This window comes from Kitasatospora sp. NPDC036934 (assembly GCF_055608425.1).
On sequence record NZ_JBVJQR010000013.1, the window covers coordinates 84,037 to 97,068 of the forward strand.

Genomic DNA, 13,032 nt, shown 5'->3' on the forward strand with positions numbered 1-13,032 from the left:
GCCGGCCGTTCACCCGAAGAGGATCGCCCGCCCACTCGCGAGACTGGCCCGGCAGGCCCGGTACAGCTGGTGCCAGGCGAAGACCTCCGGCTCGAAAGGGTCGTCCCGCGGCAGCGCCTCCAGCCGGGCCGACTCCGCCGGGTCGAGCGAGCCGTCCGCCGTCAGCCGGATCCCGATGGCGGCGGCGAAACCCTGGAGCTCGGCGAGCAGACCGGCCGTGGAACCCACCATGCCGCCGCCCGGTACCCCGGACTCCGCCGGGAGGAACAGCGGGTCCTCGTACTCGAACTCGGCCGGCACGTAGTAGCCCTCGCAGTCGGAGTGGCAGAGCAGATGCGAGTCGAACATGACCATCTCGTCGTCGACCAGCCCGAGCTCGTCCTCGTACTGCTCCTGGCCCACCCCACGCGCCCCGGTGACCGGCTCACCCAGCCGGTGCAGCACGAACACCCGCCGCAGCCCGGACAGGTAGCTGTACGGAAACCCTGCGGAGAACCCCTCGCCCTCCCCGCCCGGCTCCCGCCATGCCACGCCCTCCGCCGCCAACGCCCGGTGCAGCACCTCGGCCTCGGCCCGCAACTCGGGGGCACCGAGCGCACCCACGCTGATCGTCAGTCCCATGGCCCGGCAATCTAGCCCCGCCCTACGACAATCGTCCTCAGACCCCCTGCTCGGCGGGGAGGCGGCCGTTGCGGACGGCGGTGAGCAGGTCGGCGTGGTCGGCCTCGGTGCGGTCGGCGTAGGCGACGGCGAAGGCGGCGATCGCCTCGTCGAGGGCCCCGCTCTTGCCGCAGTAGCCCGCCAGCAGGCCCGGGTCGGCGGTGTGGGCGTGGGCCCGGGCGAGCAGGGCGCCGGTGATCCGGGCGTAGTCGTCGAGCTGGCCCGGGAGCAGGGCGGCCGGGTCGACGCTGCCCTTGCGGTTGCGGAACTGCCTTACCTGGTAAGGGAGTCCGTCGACGGTCGTCCAGCCGAGCAGGGTGTCGCTGACCACCTGCATGTGCTTCTGGCCGAGCACCACGCGCCGGCCCTCGTGCTCCTCCGGCGGCTGCCCGGGGCCGCCCAGGTAGGGCAGCAGGGCGGACGGCCGGGCCTCCTTCACCTGGAGCACCAGCGGCTGGTCCCGGTGGTCGGTGAGCAGCACCACGTACGAGCGGGTGCCGACGCTGCCGGTGCCGACCACCCGGAACGCCACGTCCTGCACCCGGTAGCGGGACAGCAGGGTGCGCACCTCGGCGGGCACCGTTGCCACGTACGGGCCGAGCGACTCGGCCACCGCCCGGGCGGTCGCGTCGGTGACCCGGGTGAGCACCGGCGGGGCCGCCGTGAAGCGCCAACCGCCGTCCGCGGTACGGGTGGTGCTGCGGGCGGCGAACCGGGCGCTGGTGTTGCCGAGGGCCTTCGCCCCGACCTTCCGCAGCACCTCGGCGAGGTCGTGGGCCTCGGTGAAGACCACCAACTGCTCGTCGGCCACGGCGTTCCAGGCGTCCAGGGCGGGCAGTTTGGCCAGGGTGCGCATGGTGCGGCGGTAGGAGGCGGCCGCGTGCTCGGCGGAGGCCCGGGCGGTGGTCTCGTCGGCCCCGGTCTCCCGCCCGGCCAGCACCAGGCTCGTGGCCAGCCGCTTGAGGTCCCACTCCCAGGGGCCGGGCACGGTCTCGTCGAAGTCGTTGATGTCCATCACGAGCTGGCCGCGCGCGTCGCCGTACAGCCCGAAGTTGGCGGCATGGGCGTCCCCGCACAGCTGCGCGCTGACGCCGGTCACCGCCGTGCCCGCGAGGTCGGCGGCCATCAGCCCGGCCGAGCCGCGCAGGAAGGCGAACGGGGTGGTGGCCATCCGGCCCACCCGGATCGGCACCAGCCCGGGGATCCGGCCCGCGTTGGAGGCCTCGATCGCCGCCGCGGCGGTGGGCCGGTCGGGCGCGGGCGCGAACTCCGCGTGCCGCTCCCGGGGGACGCGCCCGCGCAGTGCCTTGCCCTGTTCGCGGGCCCGCCGGGCCCGGCCGTCCGGCCCGGTCGCGAATCCGGGGACGGTGAACTGCCGCCGCGCCGTGGTGTTCCCGTGGTCCGTCACTGTTCCCCGCCCGCCTGCCTTGCTCGAACTCCCGCCCGTGACCTGCACGGATGGCTCGTCAGGGGGAGTGACGTCCGGCGCCGCGCGGTGGTTCCGGGGGCGGGGACGTGAACGGTGGGACGGGCACGTACCGTGGGGCGGGTGAACGATCTCCGAGGCGGCCTGCTCGCCCGGCTCCCCGCCGCCGCGGCCGCGGTGCCCACCGTGGCGGCCGGCCTGGGGGTGCGCGCGGCGCTCTCCGGCGACCTGGCCAAGTACGCCGGCGACGCGCTCTACACCGTGCTGGTGTACGCCCTGGTGGTGCTGGTCGTCCCGCAGGTCCGCCCCGTGCGGGCGGCGCTCTGGGCGGCGGGGGTGAGCTGGGCGGTGGAACTGTTCCAGGCCACCGGGCTGCCGGACGCGTGGGGGCGGCACAGTGGGCTGGTGCACCTGGTGCTCGGGTCGACCTTCAACCCGCCGGACCTGTTCTGGTACCTGGTCGGCGCGGCCGGCGCCGCCCTGCTGCACCGGACACTGCTGCGCCGGGTGCCGCGGACCGGTCCGGCCGCAGCGCCCGGCGCCGAGGGTTGAGCTGACGGTGCGTCAGAGCGGAAGCAGATCAGGCCGCTTGGCCTCGACGTGGTCGCCCGAGGACTCGCCGCGCAGGCGCCGGCCGACCCAGGGGATCAGGTACTCGCGCGCCCACTGGAGGTTCTCCCGCCGCTGGTCCGCGGGGGTGAGGGTCCGGGTGGTCGGCCACGGGGCCTCCGGGTCCTCCTGGGTGCGCAGGCCCAGCGAGCGGGCGGCCAGCAGGGCGACCCGCTGGTGCCCCTCCGGGGAGAGGTGCAGCCGGTCCTCGCTCCAGGCACGGCGGTCCTGCACCGCGCGCAGCGACCACAGGTCGGCGACCTTGCAGTCGTAGCGGTCGGCGACCGCCCGCATGTGGCCGTTGTAGGTGGCGATCTTGCCGCGCAGGTGCTTGAGCAGCGGCACCTCGCGGGTGTCGAAGCCGGTGCAGATCAGCACCGTCCCGGCGTTCTCGGTGAGTTGGGCGATGGCGGCCTCGAAGCGGCCGGCCACCTCGTCCGGGTCGCTGCCGGGCCGCAGGATGTCGTTGCCGCCGGCGCAGAAGGTGACCAGGTCGGGCTGGAGCCGGCGGACCTCCGGCACCTGCTCGGCGACGATCTGGTCCAACAGCCGCCCGCGCACCGCCAGATTGGCGTAGCGGAACCCGCCCGGCGGCCGTCCGTCGGCGAGCAGCCCGGCCAGGCGGTCGGCCCAGCCGGCGAAGGCGCCGTCGGCACCGGGGTCGTTCAGGCCCTCGGTGAAGCTGTCCCCGAGGGCGGCATACGAACTGAGGTCAAGGGTCTCCTGGAGGTTCGGCATGAAAGAGATAGTTCACCCAATCAAGTGACCTACGCCACCGTAGGTGCCCCTGGCGGCACGTGAGATGGGCCACGCACCCTGGCCGGCCCCTTCCGGGTCGCAGAACGGCGTGCCCGGGAAAGCACAAGATCCGCGCCCCCTTCCACTTCCCGGCCGGCCGGGACGATGCTCGAAGTACGGCGCGTCGCTGCGGCCGCCGTTCCTTCCTGGGGGACATCAGCCATGAACCGATCCGAGAACTGGTCCGTAGACGACCGCTGCACCAACTGCGACGTCGCCCGCCAGCTCGCGCCCGACCTGATCCGCGAGCACGACCGCAAGTCCGAGCTGATCCGCCAGCCGCGCGACGACGCCGAGCGCCGTCAGCTGCTGGCCGCCGCCCACGCCTGCCCGACCCGCTCGATCCGCCCCGGCACCGGCCGGCTCGACCCGGCGACCGACCCCTTCCCGCTCGCCCTGGAAGAGGACGGGGTGGGGGAGGGGGACACGGCGGGGGACGGGGAGAAGGCGGCGGACGTGCTGATCCTCGGCCACAACTCCCGGCAGACCGCCGGCGCCACCGCCTACCTCTGCCGCCGCCCGACCGGCTGGGTCATGATCGACACCCCGCGCTTCAGCGAGGCGCTCGCTGCCCGCTACCAGGCGCTCGGCCCGGTCACCGACGTCCTGCTCACCCACCGCGACCACGCCGCCCACGGCCGGCAGTACGCCGACCGGCTGGGCGCCCGGCTCTGGATCCACGAGGGCGACCTCGCCGCCGCGCCGGACGCCGACCGGGTGCTGCGCGGCACCGACCCGGTGGAGATCTCGCCCGGCCTGGTCGCCCACCCCTTCCCCGGCCACACCCTCGGCAGCGTGCTCTACGTCGCCGACCGGCGCTACTGCTTCAGCGGCGACAGCCTGTACTGGTCCCGCACCAACCAGGACATCGAGGTGCAGGAGGCCGTCACCTGGTACTCGATCGAGGAGCAGTCCGCCTCCCTGGACCGCAGCCTCGACGCGCTGCGCTTCGAGTGGCTGCTGCCGGGCCACGGCGACAAGCACCGGATGTCCGCCGAGGAGGCGGACCGCCGGCTGCGCGCCCTCGCGGTCCGGGCCCGCGCACTGCGGACCGAACCGGTCGACTTCGCGGCGGTGCGCTGGTGACGGCCGTGCGCCGGTGAGCGTGGCGCGCTGGTGACGGCGGCGCGCCGCTGATCATGGTGTGCCGGTGAACCCCGTGCGCCGGGGCTCGCGCCGGGTGCGCGGGGGGTTGCGCCCGCCGGGGGCGCCCGCGCGGGTGTGCGAACGGGGGCGGCGGGGCAGCCGCCTCTGGAGCGACACGGTACCCGTGCAGCCAACTCCCCGCGAACCGAGGACGGTTGAGCAATGCCCACGCACACCCCGGCACGTACGGCGCGACCCCGGCGCTACCTGATGTGCCGGCCGACGTACTTCACGGTGGACTACGCGATCAACCCGTGGATGGACCCCTCACAGCCCACCGACACCGCACTCGCCGTCCGCCAGTGGGAGCGGCTGCACCGCACGTACCGCCGCCTCGGCCACACCGTCGAGCTGATCGATCCCGTGCCCGGACTGCCCGACATGGTCTACGCCGCCAACGGCGCGACGGTGCTGGACGGTCGGGCCCTGGTGGCGACCTTCCGCTACCCCGAGCGGGCGGCCGAGTCCGAGGCCTACCAGTCCTGGTTCCGGCTGCACGGCTACCGCGCGGTGCGCCGCGCCGGTCACGTCAACGAGGGCGAGGGCGACCACCTGGTGGTCGGCCGCCGGGTGCTCGCCGGTACCGGCTTCCGCACCTCGCGGGCCGCGCACGCCGAGGCGGAGCAGCTGTTCGGCGTACCGGTGGTCAGTCTGACCCTGGTCGACCCGCGCTTCTACCACCTGGACACCGCGCTGGCCGTCCTCGCCGACGACCACGTCATGTACTACCCGGAGGCCTTCGACGCCGACAGCCGCTCGGTGCTGCGCGCCCTCTACCCGGACGCGATCCTCGCCGACCGGGCGGACGCCGAGGTGTTCGGGCTCAACGCGGTCTCGGACGGGCGCCGGGTGCTGCTCCCGGAGGCCGCCAAGAACCTGGCCGGCCGGCTGGCCGAGCACGGCTACGAGCCGATCCCGGTGGACGTCTCGGAGCTGCTCAAGGGCGGCGGCGGGGCGAAGTGCTGCACCCTGGAGCTCCGTCCCTGACCGCTCCGTCCCTGACCGCTCAGCCCGTGACCAGTAGCACCTCCAGGGTGCGCGGCCCGTGCACCCCCTCGACCCGGTCCAGTTCGATGTCACTGGTTGCCGAGGGCCCGGAGATCCAGGTCTGCGGGCGCGCCGGGTCGAGCCGGGGCAGCGCCAGCGGGACTGAGGCGACGACCTGCTCCGGTGCCCGGACCACGCACAGGTGGTGGTCCGGGACGAGAGACAGCAGCCGCCGGCCCTGGCCGGGCCCGGCGTCCAGCACGATCGTGCCGGTCTCGGCGATCGCCAGCGCGCAGCCGGTGACCACGCTGTCCACGGCGTCCAGCCGGGTGGCGGTGAGGCTCCCGTCGTCCGGCACCGGCGTGACCCCGGTGGCGGCGGCGAGCCAGCCGTCCGGCAGTCCGGTCGGCACCGCGACCGTACGGCTGCCCCGCGCGGCGAGCAACTCTGCGACAAGCTCCGGGAGTCGTGCAGCGGTGCAACGGTGTACCAGGGCCCGGTAGTCGGCCAGGTTGCGGTGCAGCAGGTCGAGCAGCGCGGCCGGGGCGTCGGGGTCCAGGTGCGTGCTCGAGTAGTGGCGCGCCACCGGCTGTTCGGCCGTCGTGGCGACGTCCCCGAGCGCGGCCCGGATCCGGCCGAGGATCAACTCCCGGGCGTCGGAGGGTGCGTTCATGTGCGGTTACTCCGCCACCAGTCGCGGAACGGCTCGGCCGGCACCTCCGGCAGGTCCCGGCTGTCGGTCCAGGCCCGCCCGGGGCCGGGCAGCCGGCGCGGGTGCAGGGCGCGGGTGCGCCCGGCGAGTCGCTCGGCGGCCGCGAGGGCCGCCGGATGGTCCAGCAGGTACCCGGCGGCGGCGACCGCCGCCCTCTCCACCGGGTGCCCGCCCTGCTCGGCGACCCGTTCTCGCAGGTGCACCAGCACCTCGGGGATGTCGATCGCCACCGGGCACGCCTCGTAGCAGGCCCCGCAGAGCGTGGAGGCGTACGGCAGCGAGGCGTCCACCGGGCTCGCGGTGCCGCGCAGTTGGGGGGTGAGGATGGCGCCGATCGGCCCCGGGTAGACCGAGCCGTAGGCGTGTCCGCCGGCCCGCTCGTACACCGGGCAGACGTTGAGGCAGGCGGAGCAGCGGATGCAGCGCAGCGCCTGCCGGCCGACCTGGTCGGCCAGTGCGGTGGTGCGCCCGTTGTCCAGCAGCACCAGGTGGAACTCGGACGGGCCGTCACCCGGCGTCGTCCCGGTCCACAGCGAGGTGTACGGGTTCATCCGCTCGGCGGTGGAGGAGCGCGGGAGCAACTGGAGGAAGACTTCGAGGTCCCGCCAGGTGGGGACGACCTTCTCGATGCCGACCACGGAGATCAGGGTGTGGGGGAGGGTGAGGCACATCCGGCCGTTGCCCTCGGACTCGACCACCACCAGGGTGCCGGTCTCGGCGACCATGAAGTTGGCGCCGGAGACCGCCACCCGGGCGCGCAGGAACTTCTCCCGCAGGTGCAGCCGGGCGGCTTCGGCGAGTTCGGCCGGGGAGTCGGTCAGGCCCTCGGGGGCGGGGCGACCCCAGTCGGCCATCCGTTCGGCGAAGATCTCCCGGATCTCGGCGCGGTTGCGGTGGATCGCCGGCACCAGGATGTGCGAGGGCCGGTCCTCGCCCAACTGCACGATCAGTTCGGCGAGATCGGTTTCGTAGGCGGTGATCCCCTCGGCGGCCAGGGCCTCGTTCAGCCCGATCTCCTGGGTGGCCATCGACTTGACCTTCACCACCTCGGTCTCGCCGGTGGCCCGGACGAGTCCGGCGACGACCCGGTTGGCCTGCTCGGCGTCCGCCGCCCAGTGCACGGTGCCGCCCGCAGCCGTGACGGTCTCCTCCAACTGCACCAGGTAGCGGTCGAGATGGCGCAGGGCGTGGTCCTTGATCGCCTTCCCGGCCGCGCGCAGCTCGGCCCAGTCGGGCAATTCGGCCACGGCCCGGGCGCGTTTGTCGCGGATGGTGTGGGTGGCGTGCCGCAGGTTGGCGCGCAGCTGCCCGTCCCGGACGGCGTCGGCGGCGGCCCGGGGAAAGGCGGGCATGCCCAGGAAGGTGCCCGAACTCATGATGGCCTCCAGGGGTGTTCCTCGGTGGCGGCCAGGATCTCCGCGAGGTGCAGCAGCCGCAGTGGGTCGCCCCGGCGGCGCAGGGTGCTGCCGAGGTGCAGCAGGCAGGAGTTGTCGCTGCCGCACAGGACTCGGGCGCCGGTGCCGAGGGCGTTGGCGAGCTTGTCCTCGGCCATCGCCGCCGAGACCGCCGCGTTCTTGACGGCGAAGGTCCCGCCGAAGCCGCAGCACTCCTCCGCGCCGGGCAACTCCACCAGCTCCAACCCCCGTACGGCGCGCAGCAGTCGCCGTGGCCGCTCGCCCAGCCCGAGCAGCCGCAGGCCGTGGCAGGAGGGGTGGTAGGTGACGGTGTGCGGGAAGTGGGCGCCGACGTCCTCGACGCCGAGCACGTCGATCAGGAACTCGCTGAGCTCTATCACCCGGGGCGCCAACGACATCGCGGCGTCGGCGAGTTCGCCGCCGCGGCCGTCGGCGGCGGCCCGGGCGCCGATCCGGGGGTAGTTGTCCCGGACCATCGCCACGCAGGAGCCGGAGGGCGTCACCACGTGGTCGTACCCGGCGAAGGCCCGGGCCGTCCGGTGCACCAGCGGCTCACAGGCCCGGCGGTAGCCGGTGTTGTACTGCGGCTGCCCGCAACAGGTCTGCCCGGCGGGGAAGTCCACCGTCAGACCGAGGCGTTCCAGCAGGCGCACGGTGGCGACCGCGGTGGCGGGGAACAGCGCGTCGTTGACGCAGGTGGCGAACAGCGCGACCCGCACTCCGAGCTCCTCGCGTCGAAACGGCACCGGTCCGCCCGTGATCGTACCGAGCGGACCGGTGCCGGCGGAGGAATCCGGCGGGATCGGCGGGATCAGGCGCCGAGCCAGAGGTCCGGCCCGAACACCTCGTAGTGGATGTCGGCGGCCGGGACGCCCGCCGCGAGCAGCTGCCCGCGCACGGCGCGCAGGAAGGGCAGCGGGCCGCACAGGTAGGCGGTTGTGCCGGCCGGGATCTCGACGGTCGACAGGTCGACCAGGCCGGTGCGCTCGGCGGGCCACTCGCCGAGCGGCTGCTCGTAGAAGACGTGGGCGGTGGCGTCGGCCAGCTTGGCGGTCAGCTGCTCCAGGTCGGCCCGGAAGGCATGGCTGAGCTGGTCGCGGTCGCCGTGGACGGAGACGACCCGGCGGGTGGAGCCGGTGGCGGCGAGGTGGTCGAGCATCGCGGTCATCGGGGTGTTGCCGATGCCGGCGGAGGCGAGCAGCACCGGGCCGTCGCCGTCGGCAAGGAAGATGTCGCCCAGCGGGGGCGCCAGTTCGACGGTGTCGCCGGCGTGCAGGTGGTCGTGCAGGTGGCCGGAGACCTCGCCGCCGGGCTCGCGCTTGACGCTGAAGCGCAGGGCTCCGTCGGCGGCGCCGGAGAGGCTGTACTGGCGGATCTGGTGGGCGCCGTCGGCGAGTTCGGTGCGCACCGAGACGTACTGGCCGGGGCGGGAGGCCGGGGCGGGGCGGCCGTCGGCCGGGCGGACCAGGTAGGTGGTGACGCTCTCGGTCTCCTGGTGGCGGGCGACGACGGTGTACGGGCGCCACAGGTCGGCCGGGTCGCCGCCGGCGGCGACCTCGGCGCGCAGCCGGTCCTCGACGGCGATCAGCGCGTTGGCCATCAGCCAGTAGACCTCGTCCCAGGCGGCGGCGACCTCGGGGGTGACGGCCTCGCCGAGCACCTCGACGATCGCGGCGAACAGGTGCTCGTGGACGACCTTGTACTGCTCGCGGTCGATGCCGACCGAGACGTGCTTGTGGGCGATCCGGGCGAGCATCGCGTCCGGCCGCTGGTCGGGGTGGGCGATCAGCGCCGAGGCGAAGGCGGCTATCGAGCCGGCCAGCGCCTCGCGCTGGGTGCCGTTGGCCTGGTTGCCCCGGTTGAACAGGTCGCGCAGCAGTTCCGGGTGCGCGGCGAACAGCCGGTCGTAGAAGCGCGGGGTGATGTCACCGATCGCGGCGCCCACGACGGGCAGGGTGGCCTCGACGACCTCGGCGGACTTCGCGGACAGCATCAGAGGAGCTCCTGACTGGTAGCTGAGAACGGCTGAGAACTGGTGGTTGAGAAGTGGCAGCTGAGAACCGGCAGTTCAGAGCCGGCAGCTCAGAATTGGTATCTGAGATGCGAATTAAAGGCCGTGGGTGCCGCCTGACCCCCGGGGGGATGGGGTCAGGCGGCGGGTCCAGGGGTGAGGCTGAGCAGTACCGGCCCGGTGGGGGAGGCCACCAGATCGTCGATGCTGAGCGGGTCGAGCGCGGCGAAGAACGCCTCCTGCGCGGTGCGCAGCGCCCCGCGAAGCCGGCAGGCGGCCCGCAGTGGGCACGGCGGGTCGTCCTCGCAGCCGACCACGTCGCCGACGCCCTCCAGCTCGCGCAGCAGCAGACCGAGCGAGCCGGTCCGACCGGCGAAGGTGATCATCAGCCCGCCGCCGCGTCCGCGCCGGGCCTCCACCACCCCGAGGTGCTGCAGCCTGCTGACCACCTTCGCCGCGTGGGTGTACGGCACGCCGACCGACTCGGCCACCTCGCGGGTGGTCGGGTTCTCGTCCTCGCCGGCCACGGCCAGCCGCATGGCGATCCGGAGGGCGATGTCGGTGCTCTTGGTCAGCCTCACGATCGAAACGCTAGCTAATACGACTCCACAACTCCAATTTCTTGCACGATCTCGACTGAGACCCTGGTCACCCCGGGGAGCCGGATGGCGAGGGGGCCCGATGTCGAGGGGGCGTGGCGGCCCCGCTTCCCGGTCGAATCCGAACAGTTGGCGACATTACCGATCAGCTCCTGACTCGCCATCAGCAACCGCTCTACGCTTCCTGCGGCTCCGGAGCCACGTCCCTCACCGCAGCCCATGCCTGCCGACTCCCCTGGAGATCCCTTGAGACCACGTCGTGCATCCCGGCGCGTCTGGACGGCCGTGACGGCGATATCCGCCGCCACGGCCGCACTGCTCTCCCAGCCCGCCACCGCCGGGGCCGCCGCGCCGCCGCCCACCGTGACGGCCCAGGTGCCGGTGGCGCCGTACCCGGCCGGGGTGGCGCTCAGCCCGGACGGCTCCCGGGCCTACGTGACCAGCCAGAGCAGCGGCACGGTCAGCGTCCTGGACACCGCGAGCAAGGCGGTCACCGCCGGCTTCACCGCGGGGACGGGCTCCTACGCGGTCGCCCTCTCGCCCGACGGCCACCGCGCCTACCTGACCCACCACCTGGACAACGCGGTCAGCGTCGTGGACACCGCGAGCAACACCGTCACCGCCACCGTCCCGGTCGGCGCCCAGCCCTGGGGCCTGGCGCTGTCGCCGGACGGCCGGCACGCCTACGTCAGCAACGCGGGCGCCGGCACGGTGAGCGTGCTGGACACCGCGAGCAACACCGTCACGGCGACCGTCCCGGTCGGCGCCGAGCCGCACGGGCTCGCCGTCTCCCCGGACGGCAAGCGGTTGTACGTCGCGGCCTCCGGTGCCAAGGCGGTGAACGTGGTCGACACCGTGAGCAGCACGGTGAGCGCCACCGTTCCGGTCGGCCACAGCGCCTTCGGCCTGGCGCTCAGCCCCGACGGCAGCCGGCTGTGGGCCGCCGACGGGGACGACACCACGGCGGTCGTGCTCGACACCGGCGCCGGCACCCTGCTGGGAACCGTCACCGTCGGCAACGGCCCGTACTCCGTCGCCCTCGCCCCGGACGGCTCGACCGCCTACGTCTCCAACTACGCCGACAACACGCTCAGCGTCATCGACGCGGCCAGCCGGACCGTCACCGCGACCGTCCCGGTCGGCGCCAGCCCGTACACGCTGGCGCTGAGCGCCGACGGGCGGCGCGGCTACCTCGCCGACTTCACCGGCAACGCCGTCGAGGTGCTGAACTTCCCGCTGCCGGTGCCCGCGGTGACCGGGATCAGCCCCAACGGCGGCTCCGGACTGGGCGGCACCACGGTGACCGTCACCGGCACCGACCTGAACGGCGCCACCGCCGTCACCTTCGGCGCGGCCGGCCCGGCCACCTCGTTCAGCTGCACCAGGACCAGCTGCACCGCGACCGCGCCCGCCACCACGGTGACCGGCCCGGTGGACGTCCAGGTCACCACACCCGGCGGCACCAGTGCCGCCGTCCCGGCCGACCGCTTCGGCTACACCGCGCCCGGCGCCCACCTGGCCGTCGCGCTCGCCGCGAGCCCGGTCTCCGGCCTGTTCGGCAGCCGGGTCGACTACACGGTGACCCTCACCAACCAGGGCCCCGACCCGCTCACGGGAGCCGTCGTCTCCGCCGCGCTGCCCGCCGGGCTGACCACGACGTCGAGCGACTGCACCGTGGCCGCCGGCAAGCTCGGCTGCGCCCTGGGGGCCCCGCTCGCCAAGGGCGCCGCCGCCACCCGGCACTTCTCGGTCGCCGTCGGCCCGCTGAGCCTGGTCTCCTCCTGGGACGTCACGGTGGCCCGCACCGCCGGGACCCCCGCCGACCCCTCGCCCGCGACCAGCCGGGACACCCGCAGCTGCACCTCGGTCCTCGGCCTGCTGATCACCTGCCGCTGACCGGCCCGCTCGGGAGGCCCCGTCCGGAACGCCCGGGCGGGGCCCTCCCGCGTCCGGGGGCACGATTCCACCGTCGGCTCTGGACGGAGTGTCCGAACCGGACGTACAGTCCGTTCATGCCTGCCGAAACCCCGGACCCGCGCGTGTCGACCTGGTCACCGGTCTGCCGCGCGGTGGCGCTGCTGCTCGGGCCCTATGCCGAGGTGGTGCTGCACGACACCGCCACCGACCGGGTGCTGGCGATCTGGAACCCGATGACCGTCCGCGCCCCCGGCGACCCGTCCCTGCTGGGCGAACTGGACGGTCTGGACCCGTCCGCGCCGGACGTCTACGGACCGTACGAGAAGCTGCTGCCGGACGGGCGGCGGCTCTCCTCGGTCAGTGCGGTGCTGCGCGACGCCACCGGCCGGCCGTCGGCGGTGCTCTGCGTCAACCTGGACCGCGGCCCGCTGGACCAGGCCGCCGCCCTGCTGGCGAACTTCGCCGCGCCCACCGCGCCCCGCCCCGAGCCGCTGTTCGAGCGGGACTGGACGGAGCGGATCAACGACGTGGTCGGCGGCCACGTCCGCGCCCGGGGCCGTCCGCTGGAACGCTTCACCCGGGAGGACCGGCTCACCGTGCTGCGCGAGCTGGACGCCGCCGGGGTGTTCGCCGTCCGCCGCGCCGTGCCCGCCGTCGCCGTCGCGCTGCGGATCTCCCGCTCCACCGCCTACGCCCTGCTCGCCGAGCTCAAGCACCCGGCCGGCCCGGGCGTCGGCCCCAGGAAGGACTGA

At 74.1% G+C, this 13,032-nt stretch carries 13 protein-coding genes; 5 read left to right on the forward strand and 8 right to left on the reverse strand.

Going from position 1 to position 13,032, the window contains the following annotated elements:
• Window positions 1–9: 9 nt before the first annotated feature.
• Both ACZ7BZ_RS21065 and ACZ7BZ_RS21070 read right to left on the reverse strand, forming a co-directional pair.
• Entirely contained in the window at window positions 10–621 is a 612-nt protein-coding gene (locus ACZ7BZ_RS21065) for a hypothetical protein (protein ID WP_470359588.1), read from the reverse strand.
• 37 nt (window positions 622–658) lie between these two features.
• Window positions 659–2,068: a DUF2252 domain-containing protein gene (locus ACZ7BZ_RS21070; RefSeq protein WP_470359589.1), complete on the reverse strand. Its 1,410-nt coding sequence runs from the start codon at window positions 2,066–2,068 to the stop codon at window positions 659–661.
• A gap of 141 nt (window positions 2,069–2,209) precedes the next feature.
• On the opposite strand from ACZ7BZ_RS21070, the gene ACZ7BZ_RS21075 reads away from it, so the two are divergent.
• On the forward strand, window positions 2,210–2,638 hold the full coding sequence (locus ACZ7BZ_RS21075; protein ID WP_470359590.1) for a ribosomal maturation YjgA family protein: 429 nt from the start codon (window positions 2,210–2,212) through the stop codon (window positions 2,636–2,638).
• Between the two features lie 12 nt (window positions 2,639–2,650).
• Here the strand turns inward: ACZ7BZ_RS21075 and ACZ7BZ_RS21080 are convergent, their stop codons facing one another.
• A complete protein-coding gene (locus tag ACZ7BZ_RS21080; RefSeq protein WP_188304029.1) occupies window positions 2,651–3,433 on the reverse strand; it encodes an SGNH/GDSL hydrolase family protein in 783 nt (260 codons plus the stop codon).
• Between the two features lie 222 nt (window positions 3,434–3,655).
• Here ACZ7BZ_RS21080 and ACZ7BZ_RS21085 point away from each other — a divergent pair, with 222 nt between their 5' ends.
• Both ACZ7BZ_RS21085 and ddaH read left to right on the forward strand, forming a co-directional pair.
• A complete protein-coding gene (locus ACZ7BZ_RS21085; RefSeq protein WP_470359591.1) occupies window positions 3,656–4,579 on the forward strand; it encodes a 4Fe-4S domain-containing protein in 924 nt (307 codons plus the stop codon).
• 222 nt (window positions 4,580–4,801) lie between these two features.
• A complete protein-coding gene (gene ddaH, locus ACZ7BZ_RS21090) occupies window positions 4,802–5,626 on the forward strand; it encodes a dimethylargininase (RefSeq protein WP_470359592.1) in 825 nt (274 codons plus the stop codon).
• A 19-nt stretch (window positions 5,627–5,645) separates the two neighbouring features.
• Here ddaH and ACZ7BZ_RS21095 read toward each other — a convergent pair whose 3' ends face one another.
• From ACZ7BZ_RS21095 to ACZ7BZ_RS21115, 5 genes are all read right to left on the reverse strand, one after another.
• Window positions 5,646–6,299, reverse strand: a complete 654-nt coding sequence (locus tag ACZ7BZ_RS21095) for a LutC/YkgG family protein (protein ID WP_470359593.1) — start codon at window positions 6,297–6,299, stop codon at window positions 5,646–5,648.
• Window positions 6,296–7,714 carry a lactate utilization protein B gene (locus tag ACZ7BZ_RS21100; protein WP_470359594.1) on the reverse strand — a complete coding sequence of 473 codons (1,419 nt, stop codon included), beginning with the start codon at window positions 7,712–7,714 and terminating at the stop codon, window positions 6,296–6,298. Before ACZ7BZ_RS21100 ends, ACZ7BZ_RS21095 begins: the two co-directional genes overlap by 4 nt.
• Window positions 7,711–8,472, reverse strand: coding sequence for a (Fe-S)-binding protein (locus tag ACZ7BZ_RS21105; protein ID WP_470359750.1), 762 nt, complete (start codon window positions 8,470–8,472; stop codon window positions 7,711–7,713). Before ACZ7BZ_RS21105 ends, ACZ7BZ_RS21100 begins: the two co-directional genes overlap by 4 nt.
• 92 nt (window positions 8,473–8,564) lie before the next feature.
• Entirely contained in the window at window positions 8,565–9,746 is a 1,182-nt protein-coding gene (locus ACZ7BZ_RS21110; RefSeq protein WP_470359595.1) for a globin domain-containing protein, read from the reverse strand.
• Between the two features lie 155 nt (window positions 9,747–9,901).
• Window positions 9,902–10,345, reverse strand: coding sequence for an RrF2 family transcriptional regulator (locus ACZ7BZ_RS21115; RefSeq protein WP_380461205.1), 444 nt, complete (start codon window positions 10,343–10,345; stop codon window positions 9,902–9,904).
• 303 nt (window positions 10,346–10,648) lie between these two features.
• Here ACZ7BZ_RS21115 and ACZ7BZ_RS21120 point away from each other — a divergent pair, with 303 nt between their 5' ends.
• Together ACZ7BZ_RS21120 and ACZ7BZ_RS21125 are read left to right on the forward strand one after the other, a co-directional pair.
• Window positions 10,649–12,259, forward strand: a complete 1,611-nt coding sequence (locus ACZ7BZ_RS21120) for a YVTN family beta-propeller repeat protein (RefSeq protein WP_470359596.1) — start codon at window positions 10,649–10,651, stop codon at window positions 12,257–12,259.
• A 116-nt stretch (window positions 12,260–12,375) separates the two neighbouring features.
• Window positions 12,376–13,032, forward strand: a complete 657-nt coding sequence (locus tag ACZ7BZ_RS21125) for a helix-turn-helix transcriptional regulator (protein ID WP_470359597.1) — start codon at window positions 12,376–12,378, stop codon at window positions 13,030–13,032.

Excerpts from the sequence above, each read along its gene's own strand:
- ACZ7BZ_RS21095 (WP_470359593.1), bottom strand. The coding sequence starts at position 6,299 with ATGAACGCACCCTCCGACGCCCGGGAGTTGATCCTCGGCCGGATCCGG.
- ACZ7BZ_RS21125 (WP_470359597.1), top strand. The coding sequence starts at position 12,376 with ATGCCTGCCGAAACCCCGGACCCGCGCGTGTCGACCTGGTCACCGGTC.
- ACZ7BZ_RS21110 (WP_470359595.1), bottom strand. The coding sequence starts at position 9,746 with ATGCTGTCCGCGAAGTCCGCCGAGGTCGTCGAGGCCACCCTGCCCGTC.
- ACZ7BZ_RS21065 (WP_470359588.1), bottom strand. The coding sequence starts at position 621 with ATGGGACTGACGATCAGCGTGGGTGCGCTCGGTGCCCCCGAGTTGCGG.
- ddaH (WP_470359592.1), top strand. The coding sequence starts at position 4,802 with ATGCCCACGCACACCCCGGCACGTACGGCGCGACCCCGGCGCTACCTG.
- ACZ7BZ_RS21080 (WP_188304029.1), bottom strand. The coding sequence starts at position 3,433 with ATGCCGAACCTCCAGGAGACCCTTGACCTCAGTTCGTATGCCGCCCTC.
- ACZ7BZ_RS21085 (WP_470359591.1), top strand. The coding sequence starts at position 3,656 with ATGAACCGATCCGAGAACTGGTCCGTAGACGACCGCTGCACCAACTGC.
- ACZ7BZ_RS21100 (WP_470359594.1), bottom strand. The coding sequence starts at position 7,714 with ATGAGTTCGGGCACCTTCCTGGGCATGCCCGCCTTTCCCCGGGCCGCC.